This is a genomic window from Streptomyces griseus (assembly GCF_900460065.1).
Lineage (GTDB): Bacteria > Actinomycetota > Actinomycetes > Streptomycetales > Streptomycetaceae > Streptomyces > Streptomyces griseus.
Window position 1 is genome coordinate 1 of record NZ_UAVD01000014.1, and the last position, 16170, is coordinate 16170.

Annotated in this window: 7 protein-coding genes and 6 pseudogenes; 6 read left to right on the plus strand and 7 right to left on the minus strand. The window is 71.4% G+C overall.

The window, feature by feature from the left end; all coding sequences use genetic code 11:
* Positions 1-374, minus strand: a pseudogene (locus tag DTB53_RS07880) (hypothetical protein); the annotation flags it as partial.
* Positions 375-905: 531 nt separating this feature from the next.
* Here DTB53_RS07880 and mobF point away from each other — a divergent pair.
* The 3 genes and pseudogenes from mobF to DTB53_RS07900 all read left to right on the plus strand — a co-directional run.
* On the plus strand, positions 906-5585 hold the full coding sequence (gene mobF, locus DTB53_RS37865; RefSeq protein WP_075025169.1) for a MobF family relaxase: 4680 nt from the start codon (positions 906-908) through the stop codon (positions 5583-5585).
* A 121-nt stretch (positions 5586-5706) separates the two neighbouring features.
* Positions 5707-5865: pseudogene (locus DTB53_RS37315) on the plus strand (DUF3626 domain-containing protein); the annotation flags it as partial.
* A gap of 181 nt (positions 5866-6046) precedes the next feature.
* A pseudogene (locus tag DTB53_RS07900) lies at positions 6047-6388 on the plus strand (transposase); the annotation flags it as partial.
* Between the two features lie 14 nt (positions 6389-6402).
* Here DTB53_RS07900 and DTB53_RS07905 read toward each other — a convergent pair.
* Both DTB53_RS07905 and DTB53_RS07910 read right to left on the minus strand, forming a co-directional pair.
* On the minus strand, positions 6403-7080 hold the full coding sequence (locus DTB53_RS07905; RefSeq protein ID WP_069456229.1) for a class I SAM-dependent methyltransferase: 678 nt from the start codon (positions 7078-7080) through the stop codon (positions 6403-6405).
* A 9-nt stretch (positions 7081-7089) separates the two neighbouring features.
* Positions 7090-8380: pseudogene (locus DTB53_RS07910) on the minus strand (IS110 family RNA-guided transposase).
* A gap of 1318 nt (positions 8381-9698) precedes the next feature.
* Here DTB53_RS07910 and DTB53_RS07915 point away from each other — a divergent pair.
* From DTB53_RS07915 to DTB53_RS07925, 3 genes are all read left to right on the plus strand, one after another.
* Entirely contained in the window at positions 9699-10265 is a 567-nt protein-coding gene (locus tag DTB53_RS07915; RefSeq protein ID WP_256340661.1) for a hypothetical protein, read from the plus strand.
* A 285-nt stretch (positions 10266-10550) separates the two neighbouring features.
* A complete protein-coding gene (locus DTB53_RS07920) occupies positions 10551-11408 on the plus strand; it encodes a hypothetical protein (protein WP_075025165.1) in 858 nt (285 codons plus the stop codon).
* A gap of 229 nt (positions 11409-11637) precedes the next feature.
* The gene (locus DTB53_RS07925; RefSeq protein WP_256091246.1) at positions 11638-11991 is read left to right on the plus strand and encodes a hypothetical protein; all 354 of its coding nucleotides are present in this window, start codon (positions 11638-11640) and stop codon (positions 11989-11991) included.
* Positions 11992-12028: 37 nt separating this feature from the next.
* On the opposite strand, the pseudogene DTB53_RS37320 reads toward DTB53_RS07925, so the two are convergent.
* The 4 genes and pseudogenes from DTB53_RS37320 to DTB53_RS37960 all read right to left on the minus strand — a co-directional run.
* A pseudogene (locus tag DTB53_RS37320) lies at positions 12029-12151 on the minus strand (transposase); the annotation flags it as partial.
* A gap of 54 nt (positions 12152-12205) precedes the next feature.
* Positions 12206-12766: a S1 RNA-binding domain-containing protein gene (locus tag DTB53_RS07930; protein WP_069455907.1), complete on the minus strand. Its 561-nt coding sequence runs from the start codon at positions 12764-12766 to the stop codon at positions 12206-12208.
* 296 nt (positions 12767-13062) lie between these two features.
* On the minus strand, positions 13063-13980 hold the full coding sequence (locus DTB53_RS07935; RefSeq protein ID WP_069455908.1) for a hypothetical protein: 918 nt from the start codon (positions 13978-13980) through the stop codon (positions 13063-13065).
* Positions 13981-14519: 539 nt separating this feature from the next.
* A pseudogene (locus tag DTB53_RS37960) lies at positions 14520-15947 on the minus strand (MSCRAMM family protein); the annotation flags it as partial.
* Between the last annotated feature and the right edge of the window lie 223 nt (positions 15948-16170).

The following is a 16170-nucleotide window of genomic DNA, read 5'->3' on the forward strand; positions in this document are numbered from 1 at the left end:
ACCGCGCCCTCCGCGGCCAGGCCCTCACGCCCCAACCGCCGCAACTCCTTCACCCGCTCCACCCCCACACCCAACCGCTGCCTACACCCCGCCACCGTCTCCCCGGCCTCACCCATCGCCAGCACCACCCGCGCCGCCGCCATCCGCGCCGCGTCGATCCGCACCTGACCGCGCTCCCGCACCCGCGCAACCTCCTCCTCCACCTCGGCCGCCGCCGCCGTCTCGTCCTGAACCGCCAGCTCGAAGTCCGCCACCAGCTCGTCGAACGCCGCCTCCTGACGCCGCCGCAGCGCCTCCGCCTCCTCCGCCTCCCGCCGCCGCCCGGCCATCCGCTCCGCAGCACGCTCCAACGCCGCCTTCCGACGCGCCAGCATCCCGCTGGTCCTCCCCTTGCCCCTGGTCCGGCTCGACACCACAGCCACCTCCCGGCATCCCGCGCCCACCCCCATGGCAGGCCGCGCCCGGCCAGTCTCAGCCGCCCGGACCCCCGCCAGGGCAACCACGGCACCCGCGTCCCAGGCCGTAGCACACCCGCCGCCGCACCCGGTCCCGCTCACGGGACAGCGGCCGGTAGCGGGCGGGGGAGGGCCCCAGCCGCAGGCGTGTCCCCGGAAGGGGGGCGGTGCCGAGTCCGGGGTGCTGACGGGTGCCGGTGGTGTGGATGCCCCGGGTGCGAGTATTGCGGTGAGGGCCGGTGGTGGTGGGGGCTGTGTGGACCCCGGCCGGTGACAGGCCGGTTGCCGCGCACCTCTGGCACTTTTGACGCCGCACCGGGTTCCAGGGCCTGTTTCCCCCCTGGCGGGACGCGTTCGAAGGCCGTGTGCAGGCCCCTGGGAGGGGCGGGCCCCGGCACCGGACAGCGCCCGCATCGGCCTGTACCGCGGTGATCTTCTGGTGGCGTGGGGATGACGGTGAAGGGGATCACGGCGGGGCAGGAGCGCTACTACCGGCGCACCATCGCCCTCGGCGACGGTGCCCAGGGCACGGAGCCCACGGTGTCCTCCAGCGTGCCGGGGGTGCCGCCCGGTGTGTGGCACGGACAGGCCGCTGCGGCCCTGGGACTGTCCGGCCTCGTGACCGACGCTCAGATGCGGGCCTTGTTCGGACTGGGCATGCACCCCGACGCCCAGGCGATCGCGGCCCGCGAACTGAGCGAAGGAGCCTCGCTCAAGCGGGCCATGAAGGCGGCCAAGCTCGGGCCGGCCCTGCCGCACCTCGCCGGATCCTCCCCGCTCGACAAGGAGATCGAGCAGGTCCTGGAACACGTCACCGAGCAGCTGTGCCGCCCGCTGACGAAGGCCGAGACGAAGGACCTGCGGATGCGGACCGCGGCGCGCGCCTTCGAAGCCGACTACCACCGGCCGCCGGCCGACGGCACCGAACTCGGCCGCTACCTCGCCGCCCGCAGCGGCCCGCAGCGCCGCGCCGTCACCGGCTACGACCTGACCTTCTCCAACGAGGAACTGTCCCTGCTGTTCGCCCTCGGCGGCCCGAAGGTGCGCCGCATCGTCCTGGAAATCCTGGCCCAGGCCCGCACCGAGGCCCTGACCTGGATCGAGCACAACGCCCTGGCCGTGCGCACCGGGCCCGGGGGCGTCGCCCAGCAGCGGGCCGAACCCGGGCTGCTGGCCACCGTCTACCTGCACTACGAATCACGCGCGGGCGACCCGATGCTGCACGAACACGCGGTCATATCCCCGCGCGTGAAAGGCCCCGACGGACGCTGGCGCAACCTCGACTCCCGCCTCCTGCTGCGCGACGTCGTCGTCGCCAGCGAGCTGTTCAACCAACGCGCCCTCGAACTCGCCTGCTCCCGCCTCGGGCTCGCCACCGAAGAAGCCGAGGCCACCCCCGGCCAGCGGCCCGTGATGCGCATCCGCGGGATCGACCCCCGGCTGCGCGCGGCCTTCGCACAGCGGGGCAACGCCGTACGGACCATGGCCGACACCCTCTTCGACGACTACCGGCGACGCCACGGACGCCAGCCGCACGGCCCGGCCCGCTACGCCCTGCTCGAGCAGGCACGCAGCCAGACCCGTCCGGCCAAGCGCACGGCACGCTCGCTGGACGAACTACTCGCCACCTGGCGGCGCCGCGCCGTCGCCGTCACCGACCGCGCCACCGTCGAGGGACTGCTGGCCGCGGCGCAGGCCGCCGGCCTGCGCCAACCCGCTGCTGCGACACTCGACACCGCCGCGGCCGCCGAGAAAGTCCTGGCCGCGGTCGCCGAGCGGCGTACAACGTTCCGCCGCCGCCACGTACTCGCCGAGGCACGCCGCTACCTGATGCGGACCCTCGCCGGGACCACCGCCGCACCCCAGGCGGCCGAGGAGATCACCGACCGGGTCCTCGCCCACAGCGACTGCCTGGACATCACCCCGCCCGAGATCAACCCGCCCCACCCCGACCTCCAACGCGCGGACGGCACCATGGTCTACCGGCCGATCGGCTCGCAGACCTACACCACCCACACCCTGCTTGCCGCCGAGAGCCGGCTGCTGGCCGCCGCCCGGACCAGGGTGATCCCAACGGTGGGGCGGGGCACCTTCGCCCGCGTCGCCGCCCTGCACCGCGGCCCGATGGACCCCGGACAGCGCGCACTGGCCGCCTCCTTCGCCTGCTCCGAGCAACTCCTCCTGGCCGGCCTGGGACCAGCGGGCGCCGGGAAGACCACGGCGATGCGCCTGGTGGCCCGCGCCGTGGACGCGGCCGGCGCCCGGCTGATCCCGCTCGCACCGTCCTCCCGCGCGGCAAAAGTCCTCGGCCACGACCTCGACCGCCGTGCCCACACCCTGCACTCCTGGCTGCACCAGCGGCACCGGGCCGCCGACGCGAAGCCCGTCGCCAAGGACTACCGGCTGCGCCCCGGCGACGTCGTCCTGGTCGACGAGGCGGGCATGGCCGGCACCCTCCTGCTCGACCGGATCCTCACCGACGCCGCGGCCGCCGGGGCAATGGTGCGCCTGCTCGGCGACCCCCACCAGCTCGCCGCCGTCGAGGCCGGGGGAGCCCTGCGCCTCATCTCCCGGGCCGGCGGCGCGACCGAACTCGACCAACTGCACCGCTTCCGCGTACCCGGCGAGGCCGACGCCTCCCTCATCCTGCGCGACGGCGAGGACAACCGGGCGGTCTTCGACTGGTACCGCAACAAGGACCGGATCGTCGCCGGCACCTACGACGCGATGTGCGACACGGTCTTCAACGCCTGGGCCAAAGACCAGAACAAAGGCCTCATCTCGCTGATGACGGCCGCCGACACCGCGACGGTCACCGCGCTCAACCTGCGCGCCCAGGCCCACCACATCGCCGCCGGCACCGTCGACACCACACGGGCCGCGCCCGTGCGCGCCGGGCAGCACGCACACATCGGCGACATCATCGTCACCCGCCTCAACCGCCGCCGCCTGACCGTCCGCGGCGGCCGCGACTTCGTGAAGAACGGCGACACCTGGACCGTCCAGAAGATCCTCCCGGACGGGGACGTGGTAGCCCGCCACACCCAGCACCGCGGCCGCATCCGCCTGCCCGCCCACTACACAGCCGCCCAGTGCGAGCTCGGCTACGCCTCCACCATCCACCGCTCCCAGGGCATGACCGTGGACACCTCACACGCGATCGCCTCCGCCCGCTCCAACCGCGAAGGCGTCTACGTCCAGCTGACCCGCGGCGCGCGCACCAACCGCCTCTACGTCGCACTCCAGGACGGCGACCGCCTCGACGACGTCCTCGCCTCCATCGCCGCCCGGCGCCGTACCCACCTGTCGGCGACCGAGTCGATCACCGCCCTCCAGCAGGAGAGCGCCGCGCCCGGTCACCTCTCAGCCCAGTTCGCCGACGCCGCCGAACGCGCTACCACCGCCCGGCTGACCGGCCAGCTGGAGCACACCCTCGGCGCCGACCGGGCCGCGATGTTCATGGCCGCCGACGCCTACCCGGCCCTGATCCGCGCCCTCCACGACGCCGAACGCACCGGATTCGACCTGCCCCGCCTGCTCACCAGCACCCTGCCCCGGCGCGGCTTCGGCGACGCGGACGACCCCGCAGCTGTGCTGACCTGGCGGCTGCGCGAACGCCTCAAGGACACCGCGCAGGCCCAGCAAGAACACCGCTCCCGCCCCCTCGCCGCGCTCACCCCGGCCCAACTCCACACCCTCACCAAGCTCGCCGCCGCCCACCGGGCCGCCGCCCGCGAGGCACTCAAGGCCGCCGACGCCGCCCTCACCCACCTGCCCGCACCCGTCACCACCCGCACCGGCCACACCCACCCCGCCTGGGACCAGCGACCCCACGGCGAACTCTCCCGTAGCGCACTCGCCGCCCAACTGGCCACGGCACGCACCCACATCCGCCACGCCCGGGACAGCCGCACCCCCCTCACCCCAGCAGCCCGGCACCTGATCGCCGACCTCACCCGCGAGTCCCAGCTGCGCCGCGCCCTGAACTGGCGCGACGCCGCACGCGAGGACTACCAACGCGAGCAGACCTCCACCAGCACCACCTCCACCGCCACGATCCGCCGCACCCTCACGACCCGGCGTACCACCACGTCCGAGCGCCAGCACTCCGCGCGCGCCATGCTGGCCCGCGCCGACGCCGTCGCTGACAAGATCCACGCCGAGCTCCGCTTCCGCGACCGCCTGCCCGACCACGCCCCGCACCGCCCCAGCCACCACGCGCAGATACCCGACTGGGTCGCCGACTCCCACGCCCTGGCCCACCCCGACACCCCCGAGCACTGGGCCACCCACCTCGCCGAGCGCCACCGCACCCTGGCCCGCTCGCTCACCGACCGCGGCCACACCCTGGCCGCCCGCCCGCCCGCCTGGGCCCGCCCGCTCGGCAACCCGCCGCCCACCAGCGCCCCACGCCGCCGCCACGCCTGGGCCACCACCGCAGCCCTGCTGGAACTGTGGCGCACCCGCCACGCCATCACCGGCGTACCCGGACCGGGCCCGCGCCCCGCCGACCCGAACGACGCGGCGGCCTGGGACGACCTCGACGCCCGCATCCGCGCCCTGACCGGACGCCGCCGCCCCACGCACCTCCCGCCGGCCGACGCCCCCGCCTCCGTCATGATCGAGGCGGCCCTCAGCCACCTCGACGCGCCGCCGCCCGGCGGCCCGCTGCCCCACCACCCGGCCCTGCGCGACCCGCTCGGCATCACCCCGCTGTCCTACGGCGCACAGGATGCCCGCCTCGCCCGGCGCGCACTGGCCGCCGTCCTCGCCGGCGAGCCCCCGCCCGAAGCCTGGATGGAGGAGATCACCGCCCCCGGCGACGACGACGAGGACGAACAGCGCACCTACACCAAGCTGCTGACCGCCATCGGCGACTACCGTCGCCGCCACCACCGCGCCGGCCCCGACGTCCTCGGCCCGCGCCCGGCAGGCCTGCACGGCGAGGAATGGGACCACCTCACCGACGCCATCGACCTCTACACCCATGCCCGCGTCGAGCGCCGCCTCGAACAGATACGGGCCCGCACCGCCGCCCAGCGCGCCGCCCTCCTGCCGCAGGCCCCACCGCTTCGACCGCAGCAGCCGCCCGACACCGACCGCACCGGCCACCGGCCCCCGACCCGCTGAACCGCGGAGCCTCTTAGAGATCGTCTCGATTGGTGATCAATCAACGCTCCGTCACGCTGGAAAGGGCTGTCGGTGGACAACCCGCGTGCCCCGGTTGATCAGGGTGGTGAACACTGTCCTGATGAGCTCTGCAGCCTCCCAGACAGCGCAGGAACGGGCCCTTCGGCACGTCGCGGAACTGGCGTCGGGCCCTCCGCTGGACCCGGCATTGCGGGTGACCCTCAACTTCCACCCGGACCGTCTGCTTCACGGCAAGCCGATCCTGGACGCTATGGCCGATTGGGCACCCAGATCACGGTCGACGGCATGCTCGATCCTCGGATCATCGGAGACTCCGCACGCGCCGGCCTCTATGACCCCCAGGCGGTCAAGAAGGTGTGGCTACCTGGCGCGATTCGGAGCCCCCTTGAAGGCCACGGACAGATCGGTGGCCCCGGCGCCGGCGGAGGAGGCTGTACTCGATGGCCTTCGTTGAGGGGCTGGTGCCGGCGGGGCTGTGGGAGTTGTTCCGGGCTGTGAGACCGCAGATCCCCACGAGGCCACAAGGCGGAGGCCGTCGACGGGTCGACGATCGTGCTGTGCTCGCCGCGATCATCTTTGTCGCTACGTCAGGTTGCACCTGGCGGCAGCTGCCGCCAGTCTTCGGGGCCTCATGGCAGACGGTCCATCGGCGGTTCTCCGAGTGGACCGCGGCGCGGGTGCGGGCGAAGCTCCATCGTCTGGTGCTGGACGAGCTCAAAGCCCGCGGGGAGCTGGACTGGTCGAGGTGCGCGATCGACTCCGCAAACATGCGAGCCCTCAAAGACATCTCAGGGGGCTAAGAAGTCAAGCTGGCCTTCTGGGAGATCGGCTTGTGGGCAAGGAAGCTGGCGATCTTCCATGTCAGCTTTTCGTCGGGCTCCTGCACCAGTTGAGCGTCGATGGTGAACCCGGCCCGGTTCACCAGCTGCGCAAGCTGGCCTGGAGGCAGGCGATAGGACTCGAAGGACACGGGAAGGCCGCCGTAGGCCTGTGTAGGACGACGGTGCTCGCCGGAACCGACGTGACCCACGAGGAGAAGATGTCCACCGGGTGCCAGGGTGCGGTGGAACTCGGCAAACACGAGCGGCAGCAGCTCGGGGGGCGTGTGATGGGTGGAGTAGAAGGCCAGGATGCCGCCGAGCGCGTCGTCTGCGAACTCCAGGGCGGTGATGGAGCCCACCGAGAACGGCAGGTCCGGAAAGGCGGTGCGCGCCAGTTCGATCATCTTCGGGGACACGTCGATGCCGATCGGCGACACCCCGAGCCCGGCGAGGTGCGCCGTCACTTTGCCCGGGCCGCAGCCCAGGTCTGCGACCGGTCCGAGGCCAGATGCCTGCACGAGTTCGGCGAACGCGGTCAGCATCGAGCGTGACAACGGGTCCAGCTCTGACGGGGGCTTGACCATGGCGGCGTAGGCGTTGGCCACGGTGTCGTAGGACTCCCGGACCTCAGACAGGTAAGAAGGCTCAGTCACGCTGGGACTCTAGACGGATGGACTGACATCGCCGCTGCCCGGGCGTCCGGGTCCCGCAGGAGCTTGGAGGAGGGGTGCGAAGGCGTGTTGTTCGTCGAAGAACTGCCGGGTCTTGAGGCAGTGATGGAGCTGGCCGAGGAAGCGGTTCAGCAGGTGCTGTTGTGCGGCGGCATGCCAGTCTCCGTGGTCACGTCGGCGTCGGTAGTGCGCGTTCGCTCCTGGTGAGGCGGTGAGGAGGGCGGCGAAGGCCCAGAGGAAGCCGGCGTTGATGAGGCGGTTGTTCTTGACGAAGCGACGGCCGACGAAGCGCTTCTTCCCGGAGGCCCGGGTGACGGGGGCGGATCCGGCATACGACTTCAGCGCCCGGGCGTCGGCGAACCGTGCCCGGTCATCGCCCAGCACAGCGAACACACGGGCGCCGAGCATGGGCCCCAGGCCCGGGAAGCTGAGCAGGATCTCGCTGTCGGCGTGCTGGTGAAAGGCGGCTGTGGCCGCCTCCGCGAGGTCGTCCGCAGCCTCGCAGGTGGCGTCCAACTGCTTGAGCAGGGTCTGAAGCTGGAGGCCGAAGGCATCCTCGACGCCGGGCAGCTGGTGGGCGTACTCGGCGCGGAAGACGGCCCGCAGCCGCTCGGCTTCCGCGTCGCAGCCGCGGAGGCGGCCACTGCGTTCGAGGGCGGCCCGCAACTGGGCGAGGGTGAGCTTCGCGGCCTTGGTGGGGGTAGGGGCCAGAGTGAGGACGACACGGGCATCAGCCCTGGTCAGACCACCTTGCTTGCCCTGGAAGGCCAGCAGGGCGGCGGGGTAGCACTCACGCAGGAGCGAGCGGACCTGGTTGGCGACCTGCTGCCGAGTCCAGACGGCGTCCTGCTGTGCTCGGGCCAGGACCGTGATGGCTTGGGCGAGTTCGGAGTCGGCCGGCAAGGGGCCGATGGGCGTGCATGTCGGTGCGCAGGATGTTCGCGAGGACCAGGGCGTCGCCCGGGTCGGACTTCTTGCGGCTGACGCCGTGGCGGTCGCGGTAGCGCGCGGCGGCGAGCGGGTTGATCGCGAAGACCCGGCGGCTGCCGGTGCGCAGGCTCGCGACCAGGAGGCCATGGCTGGTCTCGATGGCCACCGGTATCGGATCTTCTGGGCTGTCACCGTGCTCGGCCAAGAGGTCCAGGAGCTTGTGGTAGCCGGCCACGTCGTCGGTGATGCGGGCTTTGGCGAGCAGAGTGCCGGCTTCGTCGACGAGGGCGACGTCGTGGTGGCGCTCTGCCCAGTCGATGCCGCAGAAGACGGTCAAGTTGTCCTCCCAGATCCGTTCGTCTATGCAGTTCACGAGCACATGCGGGTCGCGCGGCGCCCTAATCCAAGGACTCGTTGGTCCGCCATCTCAGTAGCCGTTCGCGACACCAGCGCACTCCAGGGGCTCGATCTTCTGCAGAGCTCGCGGGCTCGCGGATGAACAAGAGGTCGACCCTAGAGCGGGCTCGCGATGGTGCCGTTGCTTGCGCGGCGCGCCGAGGTCCGTCCGCACCATCTCGTGGTCGACGTGCTCCCGACGCATGAAGCCGGGCCGCTGACGGCCTCAACCTGGACTGGAGCTCGGGCAGCATCGAAGGCGCCGTGAACCGCATTAAGAAGATCAAGAGGCAGCTCTGTGGCCGAGCCTGCTTCCACCTGCTCCGGAAGATGATCCTGCTGAAATAGCTCGGAGCAGCGTCTTGCTGATGCGGGTTCGGCGGGCTAGAACTTCCTGTGATCACTTTTGCGTGTGCCGCCTGTGACCGCCCTCTGACCAGGGCTGTGCAGCTGTCCGAGACCCTGGTCAGACCAGAGTCCGACGGGCACATCGGACCTGACGGGTATCGCCGGGCCCCTGCCACGATGCATGCGGGGCACTACGCCCTGGAGCCCGAGCCATGGGGAGCCCCGTTCCTGCCGACCGACGAACCCGGCGCGGTGTTTCCCGGCGGGCCTTGGGTCAGCGATCCGGACGGAGACGGGTTCTTGACTTCCGCAGGTCCCCGAAACACGATCGTCCTCCATCCTGACGACGCACCTGACCTGTTGCCCGACCTTGAGGGAGACCACACAGGCTGCTGCGGCTGGCACGGGCAGAGCGGCCTGAACCGGCTGTGCCCATGTGGCGCTGCGGTAGGAACAGAGATCAGCGAGTGTTACACCGCCTACGAACTCCACCTCGACCCAGCCCAGGTACACGTGCTGGACTCCAGCATCGTCGGAGCACCGGCAGAGCTCGGTGAGGCAGAACAGTAGGCGTGGCTGCGGCTCCCCAAGATCTGTGCCAGAACCCACTACTGGTGAATAAAGCCAGCAGACCTTCCACCACCAGCACCGCGGCGAACAGCTCACCGCCTCGGGCGCCTCCCCGTTGCCGCTCCAACTCGCGCCCCCGGCTGGTGAAGCCGCCCCGGAGCACCAGGAACAAGGGGCAGGCGCGTTGCCCGGTGCGACCGGCCGCGTGCTGGGACGCCGCCGCAACCAGCCGGCTCACCGCCTGAAACCGGCGCCGCTCCGGGGCCGAAACCTGCTGCCCAACCGGCAGGTGCGTGACACATAGTGGAAGACACCCACGAATTACTGAGCAACCAGATCGGACGGCCGTGACGACCGTGCACAGCGAATCCACCAGCGAGCGCATCCCGGGGCGGGCCTGGACGGTCCGCATCCTCGGGCACAGCGACCGCACCGTGTCGGTCACCTGCAGCACCGACAGGTGCCGGATGCCACCGCGCTCCAAGGACCTCACCACGCAGCGCACCTTCGCGGCCCGGCACGCCGCCGCACACGCCAAGGCGGCCACCGTCCGCCCCAACGCCTGGTGCCACTGCGGCTCCCAGCGGTGCGGAACCCATCCCGACGCCAAGGCGCACTGCGCCGGCGCAGTGGTACTGATCCTGCGTCACGACCCGACACTGGGCCGGGTGTGGAGCGTCGAAGAGGTCTGCGAAACCTGCGCTCCGCTGATCCCGCACGCCACCGTGCTGGCCCGCGCCGCCCGCCCGGCCCGCACCGGCGCCCGGCCCGCCGCGCAGGCCACCCAGGTACCGTCACCCTCCCGGCCCGGTATCGCCGGCGGCTTCTCCGCCGCCCCGGCCGCCGGCGACGCACCCCCCGTACCAAGCGCCCGCCGCACGCCCCGGAACCCCCGCCGCCGACGCCCCCGGCAGGGACGTTGAGCACAACCGGGCCCCACCGGTACACCAGTCGGTGCCCTACCACGCAGACGTCTTTCTCCACGGGCGTCCTGCCCGGTCTGCGTCGGCGAGGTGGGCAGTGATCGGCCCGGCGCGCGACTCCCCCCGTCCGATAGGCCGAGCGCGTCCAGCACCCCCGGCCAACGCGGGGACGCACGTACGGCCTTCGTGCCCACCGCACGGGTGGTGACTTGGAGGGAGAGCCTCCACCACTCCTCGCACTGAGTAGCATCCGGCAGCAACAACCAGGTACAAGGAGCGTGCCGCATGGCCGACCAGTTCGAGAACGACATCCAGAGCAAGTACGCACAGCAATACGCCGCCGATCTCGCGTCCAACCGCCAGAAGCAGCGTGATCTCACCGCACAGATCGCCGGTCTCCGGGCGAACCTCGAGAAACTCAAGTCGGAGGAGACCTGGCTGACGCAGGCGCAGGGCAGCCTGCCCGGTGCGGCCGGCCCGAGCGAGCCGGCCCCCGGCACGCCGCCCGCGGCACACCGAGAAGTCGGCGAGCCGGCTACCGAGGCTCCGCAGACGGTCCCGGCGCAGCGGCACGACGAGGAGTCCGAGCCGGAGGCCAAGGAGACATCGGGCAGGGGCAAAGCCTCGAAGAGGACCCCGGCGAGGAAGACGGCCGCCAAGAAGACGGCCGCGAAGAAGACGGCCGCGAAGAAGAGGAGTACATCCAAGGCCTCGCAGAAGGCCACGACGAAGAAGGCAGCCGCGAAGCCGGGAGGCGGTAAGGCTCCGGCACCGGCGGCCGAATCCGCCGAGTCATCTGCGAAGAGGGCTGCACCCCAGGAGAAGGACGGGCCGACACTGTGGCAGCTCGCACTGGGCATCCTTCTCCAGACCCCGGGGCAGCCATGTGTGGTGCGTGAAGTCACCGAACGGCTGGCGGCGGAGCATCCCGAACGGGCGACGTCTGTCCAGATGGTGCGCGCCGGCCTGGAGACCCTGGTCAAGAAGCGGCTCGCGGAGAAGACGCGGCAACAGGGGAACGTGATGTACACCGCCACCCCCCTGACGGCTGCCGAGCCCGAGGGGAACGCCACTGGGGGCAGCGAGCCCGTGCAGGCGGACGCAACAGAGGCAGAGACCGGGAAGGTCCCGGCAGAGGTCTAGCGTTTCTGCGCGGCCCGTCAGGGCGTCTGCGGCGCGGCGGGCCGAGCGCCGCAGACGCCCGGCGCAGCAGCACGATGCCGGCAAGGAGCTGGAAAGCCGCGACCCCGGCAACCGAAGGGTGACCCTCCCCTCAAGCCCCAGCCCGGGAACCCTGCTTTCACGGCCGGGGACAGCCGCACACGGCAGCGCGGCCCGGGCCCTGGCCGCCCCCCCAGAGCCTGTCTGACACATGCTCACCGAGCATGTGCGTGCTCAGTTCAATTGCCTTGCCGTCCTGATGCTGGTGGGTGACTCTAGGCAGGTGCCGGGGCAGAGGAAGAGAGGGCGGCGGCAGGAGGACGCGCGACAGCGGATTGCTGCTCGCACCACGCCGGACGCGGGGCGGTGGGAAGTGGTTGTTGAGACGCGGGACCAGGCGGAGATGCGTACGCGGTTGCGTCGTCTTCAGGAGGCGGGAGTCGACGGGGCGACGATCCGGATCGACACGCTGTGCGGGCGCCTGGAGCTGCCGACCACCTACCGGCTGAGTCATTTCGTGACGGACCCCGCGCAAGAGTGCGAGCATGACCGCTCTGACCATTGATCTCGTGGCAGGTCTAGAGCCTGTCTGACAAATGATGCCGCCACAGAACGCCGTTGATCACCTGCCGGTGATGCCGCCACCTGCCACAACGCCCGTTGCTGGCCGGCAGGATCGGCCGTAGCTATGCCCACTCGGCATCCGTTGGATCGCCCCGCCCCATGCTCAGTCAACGATTCGGGCATGGCAGCCGTCACGTGGGCAGTGCGACACCTGCCTACTGGTTACTCTCTGACCTGGAGAGGAATACCCGGCGGGTTGGCAGGTCGATTTCCGCGACGACGACGGCTATTTGCTCTCCGACCTCGAAGTCTTCTGTCGGACCCGCCGCAGGGCGGCCGTCGATCTCTCTGGAGGGGACCAGCCCGACGATCCCATCTCCGAGGTCGACGAAGATGCCGATGGGAGCCACCGTCTCGACCGTCCCGCGGAATTCCTGGCCCACCACCGTGCGGTCAGCGAATGCCTGGAGCGGGTCGAGCTCCAACACCTTCAAAGACAGTCTGGCCTCAGCGTTGTGGGTGTCGGACCCCATGAACTCGCACGAGACACGCTGCCCTACCTGAACAACATCGCTGGGATCATCGAAGCGGCGCCAGGACAGTTCGGGGAGGCCGAGGAACCCGACACCGGGCAGGGTGGGGTGGTCAGGGCCGTCGTCCAGGGCCACGAAGACCCCGAACCGTTCGATCGCCACGACGGTGCCGGACAAGATGTCGCCACGATGCAGGGACTCGAGAAACGCCCAGAGTTCCGGGCTCCCAGACTGCCAATCCATACCGCAACCATGGCACGCGACATCGTGTGCCAGTCACATCCTCAGACCGATGCGACCGTCCGCAATCCCGCGATGCCCAGCCGCCAGCACCTTGATCGCCCGGACAAGCCCCTAAGCGGCGGCCAGCCCGGCGGCCTCGGCACTCAGCCCGGCGCGGGGGTCGAGCACCAGCGCAGCAAGTACACCGGGCCCCGCGCAGGCGGACGGCCCGCGGGTGCAGGGGGGGGCGAGGCATCACGGGCTCTCCGGGAGCCCGATGGGGGGCGCGTGCGCCGAATGCTCCCGGCGGGGGAGAGCTAGTGCCCGGGAGCCCGCCCGTGCGGGGTGTCGTGCTGGTGGGTGGCTGACTGGGCCTGACCGTGCTGGTGGGGCGGCTGTGGCGGGCGTGCGGCTTCGGCGCGTTCCTGAGCTCCCTCTCGAAGCCGGTCCCGCAGTTCTTCTGCGCGCTGCCCAGCGGTTATTGCGACATGTGTCTCCAGCTCGGCGATGAGTTCGTGGAAGTCATCGGCGCGGGGGGCTGCGTCGGGATCAGCAGGACCGACGGGCGCCGTCGCATCCGGTCTGTCGGCTCGCGGCTGTTTCAGCTGGTCGATGAGGTCCCTTTTGCGCGCGAGGTCTGCGGTCCACCACAGGGCGGGGTCCGGACTGTCGGGGTCCTGTCGTACGGATCGTCCCTCGCGTTGCTCCATCGTCGGCGGCGGGACGTGGCCGGGAGCGAACTGGTGGGCCTGTTCTTCGAAGCTCGCGTGGGTGGAGGCGGCGTAGGCCTGGTAGTCCAGCCGGTGGGAGGGGCCGGCGAGGTGGTCGAGGGCGGGGTCGCTGTAGTCGTGGCGTGCCACCAGCAGGTGGTCGGCGGCGCGTGCCAGTTCGAGCACGGGACGGCGGACGGCAGGGTCTCTCAGCAGGTCTGCGTGGACAGCCAGAACGCTCCCGGGGGAGGGCGGCGGCTGGAGGGCGGTGTCCTGCGCGGAGATGACCGTGCACCGCACGTCGGGCTGGAGCCTGGCGACGGTCGCTCTGGTGTCGTCGTGCAGGACCGTCGCTTCCACGATGGTCAGCGGTGAGTTGTTGCGGGCTGCGAGGGCGGCGGCCGCTGCAACGAGTGCTTCGCGTCCGCCCATGCCCTGCTCGTAGGCGATGAGCCCGCCGCCGTCGGCGACGAGCGCCTCAACCGCCTCGGCGACCATGGGGTGGTGCAGCATGGTGATGTCCAAGGTTCCTCCTGCATCCGGTGGTTGTGGTGCCGTGCCGAGCATCGTAGAACCAGACCGCGTCGCTCACGGGTGAGCTCCGCTCCCCGTGGTGACGACACGGGGGCCCGGCACAGGCCCCGCCCAGCAGGGCGAGTGTCCCGGGCGAGCAGGCTCGTTTTCGCCTTCCCTCCTTGCGAAGGGAACAGAGGGCTCGGCCGGACGGGGCGCCGGGGCCGGCCCCCGTCCGGCGGCCGGCCATCGGCCACCGGCCGCCGGTTACCGGCTGTCGGACACGTGTGCGCGGCGTCGGCGGGATCCGGCCCACACGGCGCTCCCTCCGGCGGCGACCAGGGCGCCGCCCGCGCCGATGAGCCAGCCGGTGTTGGCCGAGCCGGTGCTCGCCAGCTGCGCGGTGGGCGGCGCGGGGGGCTGCTCGGGGCGGGCGGCGGCGGTGTGGCGGCGGGGGGTGTGGCCGGGGGCGGTGTGGGGATCCTGGAGTCGGCCAGGGTGACGGTGACCCGGGCGCCGGGGGCCGCGGTGAAACGCTGAGGTGCGGCGTCGGCACGGTACCCGGCGGGCGCGGATTCCTCGCTTGCCCAGTAGTGCGTGCCGTTCCTGAGTCTCACGTCGAGCTTGAGCTTGGCGGTGCCGTCCTTGCCGGTGGTCAGCCGGGCGATCTCCTCACCCCGGGCGGGCCTACCCGAGGCGTCGAGGGTGTCGGCGTTGACCGTGATGACCGCGCCGGACAGCGGCTTCCCGGTGGCCTTGTCGATCTTCTTCAGCAGGAGTTCGCCCTGCTTGAACGGATCGATGACGGTGATCGGGTTGGCGGCGGCCGTCTTGCCCTCGGTGATGGTGATCTGCTGGTCGGGCACCCGCTCGTGGAGGTCGCTGCCGGTGTCCGTCTCGCGCAGCCGGTAGGTACCCGGCGCGAGGCCGTCGAACGCGAGGACGCCGTCCGGTCCGGTCTTGCCCTCGGCGACGATGCGGCCGCTGCCCGGCTCGGTGAGCTGGAAGGAAGCGCCGACCAGACGGTCACCGCCGGGGTCCTTCTTGTGGATGCTCACGCCCCCGGGCGCGGGGGTGACCTCGATGGCGGCATCGCCGGTCGCGGTGGTGGTGTCGCCGGCGAGCAGCATCCGCTGCGCCCGGCTGTCACGGGGGCTCAGGATCTTCAGCGAGGAGCCGGGCAGATCGGCCGCGGTGCCGCGGACCCGGGTGGTGCCCTTGGCTCCGGCGGTGAACTCCCAGGTGGCTGTGCCGTCCTGACCGGTGGTGACCTGGCCGCGTTCCCCGTCCTTGCCGGACTCGGCCAGGGCGACCTTCACGCCGGGCACCTTGGCACCCGAGAGCTGGGCGGTGACTGCGGCGGTGAGCGTCACCTTCGTCCCGGCCGGGGTCTGGTCCACCTCCGGGGTGAGAGTCAGCCGGTAGGGGCCGGCGAGCTTCTTCGCCTCGGCCCGATATGCCAGCGCCATGGTCCGGGACGACGGGGAGACGACCGGGTAGGCCAGCCGCTGCTTGCCGCGGGCGCCGTCGATGCGGTAGCTGCCGCCCGCCAGCCATTCGTAGACGACCGCGTCGACCGCGGCAGCCTGTGCGGCGGACTGGGTCTGGCCGTACTTCCCCACGATGTAGGAGGCGTAGGCGAGGTGGGCGTCGGGGACCTGGCGGCCGGTGACCGACGACGTCCAGTGCTCCACGGTGGCCGGGCCGGTGTACCCGCCTGCCTCGTGGGGCCCCTTTCGCTCAGGATCGGCGCAGTACGTCTGCCAGTTGCCGTAGACGGCCGTGCCGGGCGGCCCGTACGCGCCGATGTGCGAGCTGGCGGCGTTCCCGTCGCTGTCAGGAATGGACCACCCGGGGCCGAAACGGTCCGACTCACCTGGGGCGGCCCGGGCGGGAGACCAGGTCAGGGTGCCGGCTGCCGCGGCGGCGATGGTGACGGCGGCCAGACGCGCCGAGACGCGGACGAGAGGTGCGTGCATGGCGGGAACGAGCTCCTTGGTCAAAGAGAGGCGGTGGGGATGCGGCAGCGCCCGCCCGGGCTGGGGCGCTGGTTCATCGAAGGCTCCGCGGAGAGACGGTGTGAGCGTCGGTCGGACAGGGCTGATCCCAGCAGGACGGGCCGCCCACCACCAGAGACAAATGCTGGCAAAACTCGCTCATTCCTTGAGGCGGGACACGAGTTGCCCCAACGGTCTCGGGCGC